Source organism: Mycobacterium kyogaense (genome assembly GCF_036946525.1).
Taxonomy (GTDB): domain Bacteria; phylum Actinomycetota; class Actinomycetes; order Mycobacteriales; family Mycobacteriaceae; genus Mycobacterium; species Mycobacterium kyogaense_A.
The window spans coordinates 57075-73528 of sequence record NZ_JAQIIY010000025.1 but is presented as its reverse complement, the minus strand read 5'-3'; the positions used below and the strand labels follow the sequence as shown (position 1 = coordinate 73528).

The 16454-nt window shown below is 67.6% G+C and carries 19 protein-coding genes and 4 tRNA genes; 11 read left to right on the top strand and 12 right to left on the bottom strand.

Translation table 11 applies throughout. The features are described 5' to 3' along the window. Nucleotides 1–6 precede the first annotated feature (6 nt). Nucleotides 7–783 carry a phosphate ABC transporter ATP-binding protein PstB gene (gene pstB, locus PGN37_RS20950; protein ID WP_335332917.1) on the top strand — a complete coding sequence of 259 codons (777 nt, stop codon included), beginning with the start codon at nucleotides 7–9 and terminating at the stop codon, nucleotides 781–783. 85 nt (nucleotides 784–868) lie between these two features. On the opposite strand, the gene phoU is transcribed toward pstB, so the two are convergent. The 5 genes from phoU to PGN37_RS20925 all read right to left on the bottom strand — a co-directional run bounded on the left by phoU (nucleotide 869) and on the right by PGN37_RS20925 (nucleotide 6690). Then, a complete protein-coding gene (gene phoU / locus PGN37_RS20945) occupies nucleotides 869–1537 on the bottom strand; it encodes a phosphate signaling complex protein PhoU (protein WP_335332916.1) in 669 nt (222 codons plus the stop codon). A 72-nt stretch (nucleotides 1538–1609) separates the two neighbouring features. Next, the gene (locus PGN37_RS20940; RefSeq protein WP_335332915.1) at nucleotides 1610–3592 is read right to left on the bottom strand and encodes an LCP family protein; all 1983 of its coding nucleotides are present in this window, start codon (nucleotides 3590–3592) and stop codon (nucleotides 1610–1612) included. Nucleotides 3593–3830: 238 nt separating this feature from the next. Beyond that, nucleotides 3831–4916 (bottom strand): tRNA dihydrouridine synthase DusB, encoded by a 1086-nt coding sequence (gene dusB / locus PGN37_RS20935; protein ID WP_442932976.1) that lies wholly within the window; start codon nucleotides 4914–4916, stop codon nucleotides 3831–3833. A gap of 77 nt (nucleotides 4917–4993) precedes the next feature. Next, nucleotides 4994–6001 carry an acyl-ACP desaturase gene (locus PGN37_RS20930; protein ID WP_335332914.1) on the bottom strand — a complete coding sequence of 336 codons (1008 nt, stop codon included), beginning with the start codon at nucleotides 5999–6001 and terminating at the stop codon, nucleotides 4994–4996. 107 nt (nucleotides 6002–6108) lie between these two features. Then, nucleotides 6109–6690: a TetR/AcrR family transcriptional regulator gene (locus PGN37_RS20925; protein ID WP_335332913.1), complete on the bottom strand. Its 582-nt coding sequence runs from the start codon at nucleotides 6688–6690 to the stop codon at nucleotides 6109–6111. A 58-nt stretch (nucleotides 6691–6748) separates the two neighbouring features. Between PGN37_RS20925 and PGN37_RS20920 the strand changes: the two genes are divergently transcribed. Next, the gene (locus PGN37_RS20920) at nucleotides 6749–7762 is read left to right on the top strand and encodes an oxygenase MpaB family protein (RefSeq protein WP_335332912.1); all 1014 of its coding nucleotides are present in this window, start codon (nucleotides 6749–6751) and stop codon (nucleotides 7760–7762) included. 20 nt (nucleotides 7763–7782) lie between these two features. Further along, on the top strand, nucleotides 7783–8433 hold the full coding sequence (locus tag PGN37_RS20915) for a L,D-transpeptidase family protein (protein ID WP_335332911.1): 651 nt from the start codon (nucleotides 7783–7785) through the stop codon (nucleotides 8431–8433). On the opposite strand, the gene PGN37_RS20910 is transcribed toward PGN37_RS20915, so the two are convergent. After that, the gene (locus tag PGN37_RS20910) at nucleotides 8399–8710 is read right to left on the bottom strand and encodes a hypothetical protein (RefSeq protein ID WP_335332910.1); all 312 of its coding nucleotides are present in this window, start codon (nucleotides 8708–8710) and stop codon (nucleotides 8399–8401) included. The genes PGN37_RS20915 and PGN37_RS20910 overlap by 35 nt on opposite strands. Before the next feature lie 75 nt (nucleotides 8711–8785). Here PGN37_RS20910 and PGN37_RS20905 point away from each other — a divergent pair, with 75 nt between their 5' ends. Beyond that, complete coding sequence (locus PGN37_RS20905) at nucleotides 8786–9682, top strand: serine/threonine-protein kinase (protein WP_335332909.1); 897 nt, start codon at nucleotides 8786–8788, stop codon at nucleotides 9680–9682. Between the two features lie 2 nt (nucleotides 9683–9684). On the opposite strand, the gene PGN37_RS20900 is transcribed toward PGN37_RS20905, so the two are convergent. After that, a tRNA-Lys gene (locus tag PGN37_RS20900) sits at nucleotides 9685–9760 on the bottom strand. Nucleotides 9761–9885: 125 nt separating this feature from the next. Here PGN37_RS20900 and PGN37_RS20895 point away from each other — a divergent pair. The 3 genes from PGN37_RS20895 (at nucleotide 9886) to PGN37_RS20885 (ending at nucleotide 10190) form a co-directional block, all read left to right on the top strand. Beyond that, a tRNA-Glu gene (locus PGN37_RS20895) sits at nucleotides 9886–9958 on the top strand. 34 nt (nucleotides 9959–9992) lie between these two features. Next, nucleotides 9993–10066, top strand: a tRNA-Asp gene (locus PGN37_RS20890). Nucleotides 10067–10113: 47 nt separating this feature from the next. Further along, nucleotides 10114–10190 (top strand) — tRNA-Phe (locus tag PGN37_RS20885). Between the two features lie 26 nt (nucleotides 10191–10216). Here the strand turns inward: PGN37_RS20885 and PGN37_RS20880 are convergent. Beyond that, complete coding sequence (locus PGN37_RS20880; protein ID WP_335332908.1) at nucleotides 10217–10879, bottom strand: NAD(P)-dependent oxidoreductase; 663 nt, start codon at nucleotides 10877–10879, stop codon at nucleotides 10217–10219. A gap of 10 nt (nucleotides 10880–10889) precedes the next feature. Continuing rightward, nucleotides 10890–11345, bottom strand: coding sequence for a MarR family winged helix-turn-helix transcriptional regulator (locus PGN37_RS20875; protein ID WP_335332907.1), 456 nt, complete (start codon nucleotides 11343–11345; stop codon nucleotides 10890–10892). Nucleotides 11346–11619: 274 nt separating this feature from the next. Here PGN37_RS20875 and PGN37_RS20870 point away from each other — a divergent pair, with 274 nt between their 5' ends. Both PGN37_RS20870 and PGN37_RS20865 read left to right on the top strand, forming a co-directional pair. Continuing rightward, the gene (locus tag PGN37_RS20870) at nucleotides 11620–12144 is read left to right on the top strand and encodes a chorismate mutase (protein WP_335332935.1); all 525 of its coding nucleotides are present in this window, start codon (nucleotides 11620–11622) and stop codon (nucleotides 12142–12144) included. A 1-nt stretch (nucleotide 12145) separates the two neighbouring features. Further along, nucleotides 12146–12739, top strand: coding sequence for a TetR/AcrR family transcriptional regulator (locus PGN37_RS20865; protein WP_335332906.1), 594 nt, complete (start codon nucleotides 12146–12148; stop codon nucleotides 12737–12739). Here the strand turns inward: PGN37_RS20865 and PGN37_RS20860 are convergent. Next, a complete protein-coding gene (locus tag PGN37_RS20860) occupies nucleotides 12712–13497 on the bottom strand; it encodes an MBL fold metallo-hydrolase (protein ID WP_335332905.1) in 786 nt (261 codons plus the stop codon). The two genes, PGN37_RS20865 and PGN37_RS20860, sit on opposite strands and share 28 nt — an antisense overlap. 137 nt (nucleotides 13498–13634) lie before the next feature. On the opposite strand from PGN37_RS20860, the gene PGN37_RS20855 reads away from it, so the two are divergent. Together PGN37_RS20855 and PGN37_RS20850 are read left to right on the top strand one after the other, a co-directional pair. Next, the gene (locus tag PGN37_RS20855; protein WP_335332904.1) at nucleotides 13635–14240 is read left to right on the top strand and encodes a TetR/AcrR family transcriptional regulator; all 606 of its coding nucleotides are present in this window, start codon (nucleotides 13635–13637) and stop codon (nucleotides 14238–14240) included. Nucleotides 14241–14293: 53 nt separating this feature from the next. Then, nucleotides 14294–15853 (top strand): phytoene desaturase family protein, encoded by a 1560-nt coding sequence (locus tag PGN37_RS20850; RefSeq protein ID WP_335332903.1) that lies wholly within the window; start codon nucleotides 14294–14296, stop codon nucleotides 15851–15853. A gap of 1 nt (nucleotide 15854) precedes the next feature. Here PGN37_RS20850 and PGN37_RS20845 read toward each other — a convergent pair whose 3' ends face one another. Continuing rightward, nucleotides 15855–16010 carry a hypothetical protein gene (locus tag PGN37_RS20845; RefSeq protein ID WP_335332902.1) on the bottom strand — a complete coding sequence of 52 codons (156 nt, stop codon included), beginning with the start codon at nucleotides 16008–16010 and terminating at the stop codon, nucleotides 15855–15857. Between the two features lie 32 nt (nucleotides 16011–16042). Beyond that, nucleotides 16043–16396, bottom strand: a complete 354-nt coding sequence (locus PGN37_RS20840; RefSeq protein ID WP_046362304.1) for a UBP-type zinc finger domain-containing protein — start codon at nucleotides 16394–16396, stop codon at nucleotides 16043–16045. Nucleotides 16397–16454: the final 58 nt, after the last annotated feature.

Below are 16454 nucleotides of genomic sequence, written 5' to 3'. Positions count from 1 at the left end.
AAACCCATGGCCAAGCGACTCGATCTCAAAGACGTCAACATCTACTACGGCGCCTTCCACGCCGTCGCCGACGTGTCGATGGCAGTGCCGCCGCGCAGCGTCACCGCATTCATCGGACCGTCGGGCTGTGGCAAGTCGACGGTGCTGCGCACCCTGAACCGGATGCACGAAGTCATCCCGGGCGCCCGAGTCGAAGGCTCGGTTCTGCTCGACGGTGAGGACATCTACGGTGCGGGCGTCGATCCGGTCGGCGTGCGCAAGACCATCGGCATGGTGTTCCAGCGGCCGAATCCATTCCCCACCATGTCGATTCGCGACAACGTGGTGGCGGGCCTGAAGTTGCAGGGCGTGCGCAACAAGAAGACCCTCGACGAGGTGGCTGAGCGCTCGCTCAAGGGTGCGAACCTGTGGACCGAGGTGAAGGACCGGCTGGACAAGCCCGGCGGCGGACTCTCCGGCGGGCAGCAGCAGCGCCTCTGCATCGCCCGAGCGATCGCTGTGCAGCCCGACGTCCTGCTGATGGACGAGCCGTGTTCGGCGCTGGACCCGATCTCCACGCTGGCGATCGAGGACCTCATCGCCGAGCTGAAGCAGGACTTCACGATCGTGATCGTCACCCACAACATGCAGCAGGCCGCCCGCGTCAGCGATCAGACGGCGTTCTTCAACCTCGAGGCGACCGGCAAGCCCGGCAAGCTCATCGAGATCGACGACACCGAGAAGATCTTCTCGAACCCGACGCAGAAGGCGACCGAGGACTACATCTCCGGCCGTTTCGGCTGAGGCGACCCTCGCAACAAATTCCACCCTCGCAACAAGTGAGCCCCCCGGAGGACATGTCCCGGGGGGCTTTCTTGTTGCGGCTTTCTCAGCGAGCGGCCGGCAGCTCCGCTTCGTCGGGAGCATGTCCGGTCACCTGGAAGATGACGCGGCGTGCGATCTCCACCGCGTGGTCGGCGAAGCGCTCGTAGAAGCGGCCCAACAATGTCACGTCGACCGCCGCGGCCACGCCGTAGCGCCACTCGCGGTCCATCAGCACGGTGAACAGGTGGCGGTGCAGGTCGTCCATCGCGTCGTCTTCTTCGCGGATGCGCGCGGCCTTCTCGGGGTCGCGCGACACCAGCACCTCGCGGGCGCTCTGGCCGAGTTCGACTGCGACGCGGCCCATTTCGGCGAAGTAACCGTTGACCTCCTCGGGCAGCGCGTGCTGAGGATGGCGGCGTCGGGCGATCTTGGCGACGTGCAGGGCGAGGGCGCCCATCCGGTCGACGTCGGCGACGATCTGGATCGAGCTGACGATCGCGCGGAGGTCGCCGGCCACCGGGGCCTGCAGGGCCAGCAGCACGAACGCGCTCTCTTCGGCTCGCACGCTCATCGAGACGATCTGTTCGTGGTCGGTGATCACCTGCTCGGCGAGGGCGAGGTCGGCTTGCAGCAGGGCTTGCGTGGCGCGCTCCATGGCAACGCCCGCGAGTCCGCACATCTCGCCGAGCTGGGCACTGAGGCCTTCGAGCTGCTCGTGGTAAGCGGTACGCATGACCAAAAGCCTACGGGTTACCTGCGCAGATCGTCACGAGCCGGGGAGTGAACGCCAGGTGAATGCCGCCCTTTATTCGCAAGACGTGTCCGCGGCGTTGGTCACCGTCAGGTCCTCGGGCAGCGCGCTGGCGGTGTTCTTGGACCCGCGCAGTACGTGCACCTTGACGGTCGCGCCACTGGGAATCGGCGCCCCGACAGACGAGTAGTCCTTGCCCAGGACGACCTGCACGACGTCACCGAGGCCGCTGGAGCGTTCGATCGTCGGGTCGGGGAACGACGACGCCACGGTCGCGGCCGCCTCTTCGTTCCCGGGGGAGAAGAAGACGGTGGTGTGGTCCAGCGGGCCGGGGTAGTCGTCGGGATCGGTGATGACGAAGCCGTGGGTCCGCAGCGCATCCGCGGCGGTGGAGGCCAAACCCGATTCGGAGGTCGAGTTCGACACCCGCACGGTCACGTCGGCGGGGTTGGTCGCGACGGCCTCGATGACCTCGCCATCCGTCGGCGCGGGCGACGCGGGTGCGCCGTTGGTCGGGGACGTGGGTGTGCCGGGGACGGGGGTGTTGTCGGCGTTGCGTTCCTCGGGCAGCGGGTCGTCGTTGATGATCGCGTCGAACAACGCGCGCATGTCATCGGTGCGCGGAATCTCGTTGCCGTACTCGTCGGCGTAGCCGACTGTCGGCACGGTGACGAACGTGATCCGGCCCGCGTTGACTCCCTGCACCGACTGGCCGAGGTCGACCAGGTCCTTGGTGTCGAGGTTGTCGACATAGCTGTCGTTGATGAACATGTTTACGACGTTGTTGAGCTTCGACAGCGAGAAGAACGTGTCCTTGGAGATCAACGACCGCAGCAGCGACGACAGGAACCGCTGTTGGCGTTTGATGCGCCCGTAGTCACCGTTGGTCTCGGTGGTCACCTGGCGGGCCCGCACGTAGTTCAGGGCCGTGTGCCCGTCGACGACCTGGCGGCCCGAGTTGGCCAGCACGGTGCCCAGCTCGTAGTCCTCGATCGGTGTCGGGCTGCACACCTCGACGCCGCCGAGCGCGTCGACCATCTTGGAGAAGCCGGCGAAGTCGACGGCCATGAACCGGTTGACGTGCAGACCTGACAGCTTCTGGATGACCTTGACCAGGCATTTGGGTCCGCCGACGGCGAATGCGGAGTTCAGCTTGTATTCGGTGTAGGCCTCTTCGGGTCCCCAGGACTCGGTGTCCTCGTCATAGATGGGCCCGTATTGGCGGGTCTCGGGATTCCAGACCTCGCACTTCATCGGTTCGATCTTCAGGTCCCGAGGGAAGGACACGGCGACCACGCGCTTACGGTTCGCCGGGATGTTGACCAGCATCACGGTGTCCGAGCGGGCCCCGGCGGCGTCCTCGGTGGTTCCGGCGCCCATCTCGCTGTTGTCGCCGATGCGTGTGTCGGTGCCGACGATCAGGAAGTTCTCGTCGCCGAACTGCGCATTGGGGTCGACGATGTCGCGGGAGTCGGGGTCGAGCGCCGACACCCGATTGAGCAGGTTGTTCTTCGACGACTGCCACTGCCAGGCGCCGCCGGTCAGCACCAGGGCCAGCACCGCGACCAGGGCTGCGACGACCCTGCCGACGATGACGCTGCGGTGATGCCGTGGACGCTCTGCCTTCGGCGCTTCGGGTGCCGGAGCCGCAGCGGTCAGGTTCGGCAGTTCCGAGGGGGCGGTGTGCAGGGCGGGCAGGATCGTCGTGTCGAACTCGTCGGCGGGGTAGGGCTCGGGTTCGAGCTCCGGCCCGGGTTCGGCCTCGGGTTCAGCCTCGGGTTCAGCACGGTGACGGGTGGGTTCGGGGATCGGTGCGTCTTCGCCGTGGATTTTGGCGATGAGGTCGGCGACGGTGATCGGCGCGGATTCGTCGTCGCCCCGTCCGGGGGCGGCGGAGTCCTCGTCAACAGGGTCGGTTCCGCGCTCCCACGGCGCGGCGCCTGGTGCCGGCCGCGACGATCGGGTAAGCCATTCGTTGTCGCGGTTGGGATCGTCGGAATCCGGGCGGCCGGGAGTGGCGTGATCACCGTCACTCATCGTCTACCGGCCTTTCAACTCCCACTGCTCCCGCGGGCGTCTCGATGACGGCGCACGCACCGTGGGGTGGGCGCCGTCCCAACTCAATAAGCACTGGTCCCGCCCCCGTGTTCGGGGCCGGGTGCCTCAGCGTTTTCGCTGGCGTCTCATCGTACTGAGACATCCTGAGAGAGAGCTAGCCGACGGAAGCCGTCAGCCGAGGATCGATATGCACTCGAGACACATGTCAAACAGGTGCTCAGCCGCCCGAATGCATGGCGTCGGCGCCGACGGGGACTGCGCAGTCGTCGGGATCGTCGAGCCAGTGCTCCGGCAGTGACACCGACGCGGCCGACCCCTGGCGTCCGCGGGGGCCGTTCGCGGCAGCGGGGAAGGGCACGTCGGGCTCGAGCTCGCCGAGCAGATCGTCGAGCTCGGAGATGGTCTTGACCAGTGCCAACGACCGTCGCAGGTCCGCTCCCGCGGGGAACCCGTGCAGGTACCACGCCACGTGTTTGCGCATGTCGCGCATTCCCTTGTCCTCTCCGAAGTGCGCAGCGAGCAGCTCGCCGTGTCGACGAATGATCGACGCCACCTCGCCCAGGGTGGGCGGGGTCGCCGGTGTCTCGTCGTTGAAGGCGGCGGACAACTCGGCGAACAGCCACGGCCGCCCCAGGCAGCCTCGGCCGATCACAACGCCGTCGCAGCCTGTCGCGGCCATCATGGCCAGCGCGTCACGAGCGTCGAAGATATCACCGTTTCCGAGCACTGGAATACCGGTGACGTGGGCTTTGAGTGCGGCGATCTGCTCCCAGTCGGCGGTCCCGGAGTACCGCTGCGCGGCCGTGCGGGCGTGTAGTGCGACCGCTGCGGCGCCTTCCTCGGCGGCGATCCGCCCGGCATCGAGGTGGGTGTGGTGCTCGTCGTCGATGCCGATGCGGAACTTGACGGTCACGGGGACGTCGGTGCCTTCGGTGGCTTTGACTGCGGCTGCGACGATCTGCCCGAACAGCCGCCGCTTGTAGGGCAGGGCGGCGCCGCCGCCGCGGCGGGTCACCTTGGGCACCGGGCAGCCGAAGTTCATGTCGATGTGGTCGGCGAGGTTCTCGTCGACGATCATCTTGGCCGCGGCATAGGTATTGACCGGGTCGACGGTGTAGAGCTGCAGCGACCGCGGGGATTCCTCGGGCGCGAACGTCGTCATGTGCATCGTGACCGGATGCCGCTCGACGAGGGCGCGGGCGGTCACCATCTCGCAGACGTAGAGCCCGCTGACGGTGCCGGCGCGGGCGAGTTCGAGTTCTCGGCACAGGGTCCGGAAGGCGACGTTGGTCACCCCGGCCATCGGGGCGAGGACGACCGGGCTGCGAAGGTCGAACGGCCCGATCCGCAGGGACCGGGCCGTTCGGGACGAGTTGGGTGCTACGACGTCGATGATCCCACCAGCTGAGCCTTGGCGGCCTTCTTCTCCGCCATCTGACGCAGCCGCTCCTCGCGACGCTGCTTGGCGATCTCGAACTTGTCGACGGCCTCCTGCAGTTCCTCGACGAGCAGGCCGAGATCGTCACGCATCTTGGCGCTCTCGCCGTTGAAGTCCTCACGCTCGAAGATGCGCCACTTCTTGAGCACCGGCATCACGATGTCCTCGAGGTGGATGCGCGGATCGTAGACACCGCCGGAGGCGATGGTGACCGCGCGCCGCCGGAAGTCGGGGATTGTGTATCCGGGCATCTTGAAGTTGCGCAGCACCTTGTGCAGCGACTTCATCGCCTGGTCGGGCGCGATCTCGAAGCCGGCCTCGGAGACGTCGCGGTAGAAGATCATGTGCAGGTTCTCGTCGGCGGAGACGCGCTGCAGGAGCTGGTCGGCGATCGGATCGTCGCAGGCCTTGCCGGTGTTGCGGTGTGAGACGCGGGTGGCGAGCTCCTGGAACGTCACGTAGATGACCGAGTCGAACAGGCTCTCGGCGAACAGCTCGAGACCGCCCTGCTGGTTCTGGCCGGGGGAGAAGCCGCGGGTCATCTGCTCGACGCGCAGCATCTCCAGTTCGACGGGGTCGACGTTGCGGGTGACGACGAGGTAGTCGCGCAGCGCGATGCCGTGCCGGTTTTCCTCGGCGGTCCACCGGTTGACCCAGAAGCCCCACGGCCCGTCCATGCTGAAGTTCATCGCGATCTCGCGGTGATACGACGGCAGGTTGTCCTCGGTGAGCAGGTTCGTCAGCATCGCGACCCGCGCCACTTCGGAGAGCTTCGACTGTTCGATGTCCCAGTCCTGGCCGCCGAGGGCGTAGTAGTTCTTGCCGTCGGACCACGGGATGAAGTCGTGGGGGTTCCAGTCCTTCTTCATCTTCATGTGCCGATTGACCAGGGGCTCGACGACGGGCTCCAGCTCGGTCAGCAGCTGCAGATCGGTCAGATCCTTGGCCATGACACCTCCGATTATCTGTACCTCGTAGTTGCAGTCAATATATCTGTGTATGCCGGTGACATTCAAGTCGCCGCGCCGGAGGTCACATGTGCGCCGCGCGAGGTGGGTCAGCGCGTGGCGGCGTGCAGCAGCAGTTCCGCGCAGTGATCGATGAACTGCTCGCGCGTCGCGGAGAGCCGACCGTCCAGGTAAGCGGTGAACAGTGCTGTGAGTGCCCCGATCAGCCCGGTGGCAACCATCGCCTGCGAGGTCGGGTCGGTGATGCGGGTCAGGTTCTGCTGCAGCAGCTCGATGAAGTTCGGCATCCACCGCGCTCCCGAGCGGGCCAGGACCGGCTCGGCCTCGGGGGCGAGCAGCAGGACGCGGCCCCGCGCCGGATCGTCGACCATCATCGCGACGAACCGCTCGACCGCGTCGCGCATGCTCTCCGACTTCGCCAACGTCGCCATCGCCGCGCTGCCGACCTCGTCGTAGACCGCGGCGACGTAGTCGTCCCGGTCGGTGAAGCTCTCGTAGAAGTAGCGCTCGGTCAGTCCCGCCGCGCGGCACGCGGCCCGTACCGTCAGGCTGGGGCCGCCCGGGCTGCCCAGCAGCTCGATGCCCGCGGCGATCAGATCGTCGCGGCGCAGGGCAGGGCGCTCCCGCACGGGGACGCCCGACCATCTGCCCTGCCGTTGACCGGACGACACGGTCCTCCTAGACTCCGTTTTGACAACGCATGTAGTCAGAATTGGGGTAGCGCGAACAGTGACTCAAGATACGTCTGCCACGTGCCCGGTGACCAGCGAGTCCGGTGCCGACACAGCGGTCGCCTCCGGCTGCCCGGTGACGGGCGGATACGACGACCTGCCGGCAGCGTTGGGCCCCGACTCGCTGACGTGGAAGTACTTCGGGCAGTGGACCGGAATGCTGCAGGGCCCGTGGGCCGGCTCGATGCAGAACATGCATCCGCAGCTCGGCGCGGCGGTCCAGCAGCACTCGATCTTCTTCCTCGAGCGGATGCCTCGGCTGTTCCGGTCGGTGTATCCCATCGGCGGGGTGGTCTTCGACGGGGACCGGGCACCGCGCACCGGGGCGCAGGTCCGCGACTACCACGTCGGCATCAAGGGCGTCGACGACCAGGGCCGGCGGTACAGCGCGCTGAACCCCGACGTCTTTTACTGGGCGCACGCCACGTTCTTCAAGTCCACGCTGCTGGCGGCCGAGTGGGTGGGAGGCGGACTCACCGACGCGCAGAAGCATCAGCTCTTCGACGAGCACGTCACGTGGTACCGGATGTACGGCATGAGCATGCGGCCGGTGCCCGCCAGCTGGGAGGACTTCGAGCGGTACTGGGACCACATGTGCCGCACCGTGTTGGAGGACAACTGGGCTGCCCGCGAGGTGATGGACCTCTCGACGATGCCCAAGCACCCGTCGCTCGACTGGCTGCCGGACGGACTGTGGCGGCTCAACATCGCCGTGATGCAGCGGTTCTTCAACTTCGCGACGGTCGGTCTCTACGACCCGCCGGTGCGCGAACTCATGGGGTACTCGTGGTCGCCGCGGCAGGAGCGGCTGCACACACTCTTCGGCCGCGCGGTCTACCTGAGCACCAGGCTGATGCCGAAGCGTATGCTGATGCACCCGCGGAAACGCTCGGCATGGGATCGGTCGCAGGGCCGGCTACCCGCCGACGCGCCGCTGGTGGAGACCCCGGCGCGCAATCTTCCGCCGGTCGAGTACCGCGACGACCCGCACTTCTACTGCCCGAAGGTCTGAGCGCGCGTACGTTCGACGGTGTGCTGGGCAAACTGACCGTCGCTCCGCTGCTGATGATCCTGGCGACCGGCACCGCCGGCTCTGCCGCCGCCGAACCGCGCGACGACGCGTCGACGCAACGCATCGTGGTCAGCGCGCCGGAAGCGGATTCGGCTGTCGGCGAGCTGACGACCTACGAGCGTGTCGACGGACGCTGGCGCGTGGTGCTGGGCCCCACGCCTGCCGATCTCGGCCGGCTCGGGGTGGGCGCCCCGGCCGATGACGTGTTCCGGACGCCGGTGGGCACGTTCCCGCTGGGACAGGCGTTCGGACGCAGCGAGAACCCCGGCACCCGCATGCCGTACTTCGTCGCGACCGACGAGGACTGGTGGGACGAGGACGTGGATTCGCCGACGTACAACACCCACGTGCACGCCGCGGAGATCGACTCGGAGGATGCGGAGAACCTCTACGACTCCGGGGTGATCTACGACTACGCCGTGCTGATCGAGCACAACCCGCAGCGCGTCCCGGGGCGTTCGGCCGGCATCTTCCTGCACGTCACCGACGGTGAGCCGACGTGGGGATGCGTCGCGATCGGGCGCGATCAGATGCGGTCGGTCCTGCAGTGGCTCGATCCCGCACAGCGGCCGGAGATCACCATCGGGGTGGGAGTGCCCGCACCGGCGTGACGAACCAGTCGGCGGGTGGGAAGCGGCCGTAGGTGCCGTGCGGATCGCCGGCCAGCGTCAACTGGTGTTCGTAATCGGCTCGGGCGCGCAACCCGGCGTCGCGGATGACGGCCGCTTTCCTACGACGGCGGGCGGCGAGGACGAACACCGCGCCGGTGACGAAGATCACCGCGGGGTACCACCCGAGCCACAACCACCAGAGCGCCACTGCGGCAGCGGTCGCCGTGAGCACGGGATGGCGCGGATACCAGGGCCGCTGCGAGCGTGGAGTGAGCATCGACGCCGATCCTACGAGGGGCTCGCCGCGGCCGCGTCAGGTTTGCATCGGCGCCGTTCGGGCTAGCTTGAAAGGATGCACGCGCCGGAGGTTCTGGGCGGTCGCTACGAGCTGCGAGGCATTCTGGGCCGTGGTGGCATGGCCGAGGTGCGCGACGGCTGGGATCTGCGGCTGGGCCGCCCGGTGGCGGTCAAGCTCCTGTACCCGTCGGTCAGCGAGCCCGACACCCGTCGCCGGTTCGCGACCGAGGCCCGCGCAGCGGCCGTCGTCGACAATCCTCACGTCGTCGCGGTACACGACACCGGTGTTCATCGCGGCCGCGATTACATCGTGTTGGAGCGCCTGCCGGGGCGCAGCGTGGCCGACGCGCTGGCCCGCGGCGGACCCATGCCGGCGCAGCACGTCCGTGGGATTCTTCGCGACGTCCTCGACGCACTGGGCGCCGCACACGCCCGCGGAGTGCTGCATCGCGACATCAAACCGGCCAACCTGCTCTACACCTGGTTCGGCACCGTCAAGGTCGCCGATTTCGGGGTGGCCAAGAGCGCGGACACGCCGCAGACGCTGACCAACCGGGTCTTCGGGACGATGGCCTACATGCCGGCGGACCGGATCTCCGGCCGGCCCGCGGTGCCCGGCGACGATCTGTACGCGCTCGGCGTCGTGGCCTACGAGGCCCTCACCGGTCGCCGGGCCTACCCGCAGGAGACGCTGACCGGGTTGGCCGACGCGATCGCGGCAGGAGCGATCACACCGCTGTCGGTGCTGCGGCCGGATCTCGACCCCGCGTTGGTGACCACGGTCGAACGCGCGATGTCGCCGGACCCGCGGTGGCGCTTCGCGACGGCCGAGCAGATGCGGGCATGTCTGGACGGAGCGGCGCAGGCGCCGCAGCGCGTCGTGGCGGTGCTCGCGGGCGTGGCGGCAGTGCTCGCGGTGCTGGTCGCAGCGCTCGTGCTGATCGTTGGGTGACGTGGTGCCCCCACCAGGGCTCGAACCTGGGACCTGCGGATTAAAAGTCCGTAGCTCTACCGACTGAGCTATAGGGGCGTGGCGTGTGTGCCTGCAAAAGGATACTGCGGGGGTGGCCGTTTGAAGATCCGGGTGCCGGTACCCTAAGCTATCGAAGCTCCCAACGAACTTGGTTGTGAGTACCCCGGAGGAATTCGGACTTGGCCCCCATCGTCTAGTGGCCTAGGACGCCGCCCTTTCACGGCGGTAGCACGGGTTCGAATCCCGTTGGGGGTACGCGCAACGCGAGTTGGTCGGGTTGCACGAGTAAGGCCCTGTGGCGCAGTTGGTTAGCGCGCCGCCCTGTCACGGCGGAGGTCGCGGGTTCGAGTCCCGTCAGGGTCGCAGTAATGCGGCGTAAGGCTGGTCCGGTCGAAAGACCGGCGCCTTCCGGCCAGGTAGCTCAGTTGGTACGAGCGTCCGCCTGAAAAGCGGAAGGTCGCCGGTTCGATCCCGGCCCTGGCCACCATTGTCGGCGATGCGGTTGCTCGCCTGTCAGCCTCGGGAATTCCAGACCAGCGGTGCCAAGTGGATCCAGCTGCCGTTCTCGACGGTGTCGACGAGGAACCCGGCCAGATCGACTCGGTTAATGCGTATGCCGGGCTTCTCGGTGCCGGCCAGCGCGGCGCGCACGGGACCACGGGACGGTTTGTCGGTGAGCGCGACCGCCCTGGCGAGAGTCCAGTCGGTACCGGAGGCGCGCACGACCTCGTCGACGCCGCTGTGGTCCACGAAGCCCGCCTTGATGTTGGAGATGTTCACAGACAATCGTGCCAGCGGGTTGAGGCGAGCCCAGTCGTCGCCCGCGCCCATCGTCGAATTGACGACGATCCTGCGGATGCCCTGCTCGCCCATCACGGTCAGCACGTTGCGGGTCGCGTCGGTCATGAACATCGGCGGGCTGACTGGCTTGGCCCACGGGTTGTCCGACGCACGCGAATTGTTGAGCGTGCTGATCACCGCCTCCGTGCCCTGGGCGGCCGCGCGGATGTCGTCGATACGCGCCGGCGTGCCCGCGATGAGTTCCACGCCGGCCGGGGCCCGGACAGCGTCGGGGTCACGCACCAGCGCGCGCACATGGTGGCCGCGTGCGGCGGCCTGGGCGAGTACGTGGATTCCGGTGCGGCCGCTGCCCCCGAGGACGAGCAGAGTGGTCATGGTCTTTCCTTCAATGGACGGCCTGCGCGAGAAGCGCGGCGTTGTCGTTGAGTTGTCGGATGATCGGTCCGGCGACGTGCAAAGCGAGTCGTAGTGACTGTTGATCGCTCGTGGAGAGCGTGGCCAGGAGTGTGGTGAGTTTCTGATCGTCTTCACTACGTAAGCGATGCAACAGATTCCGCGCGCTTTCGGTGATGTCGACGATCGTCGCGCGGCCGTCGTCGGGATCGGCTGCGCGGGTCACGAGGCCGCGGCGCTCGAGCCGCTGGATCAGCTGCGTCATGGCCGGCTGGCTCACGTGGATGGCGTCGGACAGCGTCGTCAACCTCGTCGGGCCGTCGACACTCACGGTGTGCAGCACCTCCATCGCGGTCACGCTGAGCTCATCGCGATTGAGGAGGTGGCGCGTCGCCAAGAACGCCGTCTGCCGAACGGCTTCGGCGATGTCAGCGTGCGGCTCTGTCATGCGGCCAATATACATCACTGCATTATCTAAATAATGGCGGCTGTGACCCTCTTCTGGTCATAGGTCGGAAAATTCGATGCTCCAGCTGCTGCTGGCTTGGCAAATGACTACGTGCTGTTATCTATATGGGACCTGCCGCTCGCGCCCCATCGGGCCACGCGAGTGCGCGGCTACCATGAGTCCCCATGAACAGCGGAAGGTCGCGGGCGTGATCCCGGCCGTGGCCAGTACGAGCATCCGTGGTGCCGTCGCTGCGGTCACCGCCGGTCTGGCCATGACCCTCATCCCTGGAATCTCCGCGCCCGCCTCGGCGCAACCCACCCACACGGTGACCGACCTCGTCGACGCCGCGGTGCGTCGCCTGCAGATCGCCGAGCCGGTCGCGGCCAACAAGTTCCACACCCGCACCGCCGTCGTCGACCCTGCGCGCGAGCAGCAGGTGCTCGACAACGTCGCCGGTCAGGCGCGGGACTTCCAGATCGACCCGACCTACGTCACCACCGCGTTCCGCGATCAGCTCGACGCCACCGTCGGCATCGAGTACCAGCGGTTGGCGCAGTGGACGTTCGACCCCGCCGCTGCACCCGCCGATGCGCCCGACCTCGCGAAGTCGCGGGAGATCATCGACGCGCTCAACCGCGAGATGGTGACGCTGATGGCGGAGGAGTGGCCCAAGCTCCACTCGCCGCAGTGCCCTGCCGAACTCGACGCGGCGAAGTCGTCGGTGGCGACCGCGCGTGGCCTCGATCCGCTGTACCGCCAAGCGCTGGATTTCGCGACCCGCAGCTATTGCCGGTGACATGAGCGACTTCCGCCAGCGGCTGCTGGACGGCCTGGAGGCGTCGATTGCCGAGCAGGGCTACGCCAAGACCACGGTCGCCGAGATCGTGCGCAGGGCCCGGACGTCCCGGCGCACGTTCTACGAGCACTTCACCAGTCGCGACGAGTGTTTCGTCGCGTTGCTGTCGGAGGCCAACGCCGATCAGATCCAGCAGATCCGCGCCGCGGTCGATCCGGCCGCGCCGTGGCAGAAGCAGGTTCGCCAAGCCATCGAGGCGTGGATTGCTTCGGCCGAGGCGCGATCGGCGTTGATGCTCAGCTGGATTCGTGACGTCCCGGCGCTGGGCAGTGCCGCGCGCGGGTTGCAACGCGAGGCCCTCGACCACTTCATCGACATGGTGGACGCGCTGAGTGACAGTGCCGAATTCCGTTCGGCCGGAATCGGTCCCGTGCCCCGTCGGCGCACCGTCATGCTTCTCGGCGGGCTGCGTGAACTGACCGCGATCACCGTCGAGGAAGGTGGCCGGCTCAGTGACATCACCGACGAGGCGGTGGAGGCGTCCATCGCCCTGGTGGGGCACCGGGATCAGCGCGGAGCCGCGGCCTGCTCGTAGAGCGTCGGATCGTGGGCGCAGACGATCATCAGGTCCGGTTCGTTGCGACGGTGCAACTCGACCAGCCGGGAGTGGTTGTCCGCCACCTGCTTTCGGTTCTCCGCCACGGCCTGTTCGAACGCCGTCAGTGCGGGCACCCGAGGATTCTGCTCGAGGGTGCCGGCCTGGAAGAATGCGTCGCCGGCGTGGAGTATCCAGCGGTCGCCGGCGTCGACGGCCACGCAGGCATGCCCGCGGGTGTGGCCGGGCAGTGAGATGAGCGCGAAACCCGGGCCGATGTCGGTGAGCTCCCGGGCGGCCGCGAACCCCCGCCACGCTTCCCCGGTGATGTCGTACTCGACGAGATGAGGGCCGTGGGCCCACTGCTCGGCCCGGTATCGGACTCGATCAGGCAGCGCGGGCGAGCGCACGGCCTGGTCCACCTCGGTCGTGGTGACGTGGACCTTGGCGTCGGGGAAGTCGGCCAGACCGCCGATGTGGTCGGCGTCGAAATGCGTGGTGATGATGTGGCGCACGTCGGTGCGGTGATAGCCGAGGGCCTCGACCTGGTTCACCGCTGCTTCTGCCATGTCGAAGGACGGTCGGAAGAAATACGGCCGGAACCGGCCGAAGCGCGCCGGTCGCCGGCAGTCCAGCGTGCCGAATCCGGTGTCGACGAGCACCAATCCGCTCTCGGCCTCGGCCAACAGCACGTGGCACACCAGAGTGCCTGCGCCCCAGGGCCGCATCGTGCCGCAATTCAGATGGTGGACTTTCACCAGTCGTCGCCCCCCGCGTCGTGACCGATGTGATTTTCTCACATTGTCGGGCAACCCTAGCGTGCGCGGGGCGGAGCACCCGGGCAACGTGCGTCGGCCCGTCTGGGGCAGCGCCGCGGTTGCGGTACTTTACCGACATGGTCCGGCCTGCCCAGACGGCGCGCAGCGAGCGCACGCGGGAAGCGCTCCGGCAGGCTGCGACGGTGCGCTTCCTGGCCCAGGGGGTGGAGGAGACCTCGGCCGAGCAGATCGCCGCCGATGCCGGCGTCTCGCTGCGGACGTTCTACCGGCACTTCTCGTCCAAGCACGATCTGCTGTTCGCCGATTACGACGCGGGACTGCACTGGTTCCGCGCGGCGCTGTCTGCGCGATCACCCGACGAACCCATCATCGAATCGGTGCAATCCGCGATCTCGGCTGCCCCGTACGACGATTCAGCCGTCACCCAGATCGCGGCGATGCGGGCTCAGGATCTCGATCCCGGCCGGATCGTGCGGCACATCCGGCAGGTGGAGGCGGACTTCGCGGAGGCCATCGAAGAGCGAATGGCCGTCAAGGATCCGCAGGCACCCGGCACGGAGAAGCGCATGCGCATCACGGTGACCGCGCGGTGCATCGCGGCGGCGGTGTTCGGTGCGATGGAAGTCTGGATGCTGGGGGAGGACCGCTCTCTGCCCGAGTTGGACAGGCTGTGTCGCGAGGCGCTGGCGCTGCTGCAGACGGGGGTCGGAAACCCCGGCTGATCCATGTTTTGTCAATATTGACAAAACATGAGGGTGCGTGTCAGCCTCAGGCGATGACGGACTTCGACGTGATCGTCGTCGGCGCGGGGCACAACGGCCTGACCGCGGCCGCACTGTTGCAACGTGCCGGCCTGCGCACCCTCTGTCTGGAAGCCAAGCTCTACCCCGGCGGGATGGCCTCGACGGTGGAGCTCTTCGACGGGTTCCGGTTCGAGATCGCCGGGTCGGTGCAAGTGCCCACGTCGGCTGTGGTCAGTGAGGCGTTGGGACTCGACGCCCTGCCCACTGTCGACCTCGACGTGATGAGCGTGCAACTGCGTGGCGTCGGCGACGACCCGGTCATCTACTACACCGATCCGATGAGGCTGTTGACCCACCTCAACGAGGTGCACGGCGCCGAGGCCGTCAACGGTATGGCCGGCCTGATGGCGTGGTGTCAGGCCCCCACGCGGGCCCTCGGACGCTTCGACGCGGCACGGCCGCCGAAGACGCTTGATGAGATGTATGCCTGTGCGACAAACGAATTCGAACGCCAAGCGATCAGCGACATGCTGTTCGGATCGGTGAGCGACGTCCTCGACCGCCACCTGCCCGACCGGGAGAAGCACGGAGCGCTGCGCGGCATGCTCGCCTTCCTTGCCGTCAACACCACCTTCCGCGGACCCGAAACACCCGGCAGCGCTGCGGCGCTGGCGTTCGGGCTTGCGGTGCCCGACGAGAACGCCACACTGATCAAGAAGTTCCGCGGCGGAATGGGCGCAGTCACCGAGCATCTCCTGACGATGTTCACCGACGCAGGGGGCGCACTCCGGTTGCGCAGCAAGGTCGCCGAGGTGCTGACCGCGGACGGCCATGTCGGTGGTGTTCGCCTGGAGGACGGTTCGACGCTCACCGCTCCCGTCGTCGTCTCCACCCTCGCCCCCGATCTCACGGTCAACGGACTCCTCGATCCCGCCGTCGTACCCGCCGACATCAGGGAGCGATACGCCCGCGTCGACCACCGCGGCAGCTATCTCCAGATGCACTTCGCGCTCGACGGTCCGCTGGAATTCGCGGCGCCCTACGAGGTCCTCAACGCCCCCGAATATCATTCGGCCATCGGCCTTTTCAGTACCCCGGAGGAACTGCAGCGGCAGTGGGAGGACGCCAAACGGGGCATCGTTCCCGCCGATCCGGCCATCGCGCTACAGATCCCCTCGGCCAACGACCCCACCCTGGCGCCACCCGGCAAGCATGCGGTGTCGGCCTTCTCACTGTGGTTCCCCCTCACCGAGGAGGCCGCGAGCTACGGCGATCGCAAGACCGAGATGGGGCAGCGCGTGATCGAGAAGATCACCCGTCTCGCCCCGAACTTCGAGCGGCTCATTCTGCGCCACACCACCTTCACGCCCAAACACATGGGCACGATGTTCGGCGCACCCGGCGGGGACTACTGCCACGGCCTGATCCACCCTGAGCAGATGGGACCGAACCGGCCGGGACCCACAGGCCATGTCGATCAACCGCTTCCGACGGACGGCCTGTACCTGGCCGGGGCCGGTTGCCATGGCGGGCCCGGCATCACGTTCATCCCGGGTTACAACGCGGCGCAGGAGGTTCTCGCCCGGAGGTGACCTACGTGGCCGGTGCCGGCCCGCCGGAGGTCGCGCCGCCCTCGTCGGACCAGTCGACGCGGTCGTCGTCGGCGCCCTTGGACGGGTCGCTCATCACGTCGTCGTCGGCCTCGTCGGCGCCGGCATCGGTGTCAGTGGTGCGGGGATCTGTGCTCACCTGCCAGGTCTACCCCGGCGCTGGCATTCCATTCACTCGCGGCGCGCCTGCAGCTGGGCCATCCAGTCCGCGGGGACACGTCCCCGCGGGCCCGGCACCGTCTCGTCGACAGGCCGACTCTGCGGCGCGGCCAGCTCGGGTCCGTCGTAATAGGCCTCGGTCGAGTAGTCCCAGAACCAGTCTTCGCCCGGTTCGAAGGACCGGATGATCGGGTGGCCGCTCGCGCGCCAGTGCGCTGCAGCGTGGCGCTGCGGCGAGTCGTCGCAGCAGCCGATGTGGCCGCACGCGGCGCACCGGCGCAGATGCACCCACCAGCCGCCTGCGGCGTCGCACTCGACGCAACCGGTACCGCTGGGCGGCGCAGCAGGGTCGATGTCACTGCTCACAGTCGACGAGCCTACGGGCCCGGTCCGTTGATCTCGACCGAACAGCAGCTTCGGTGCT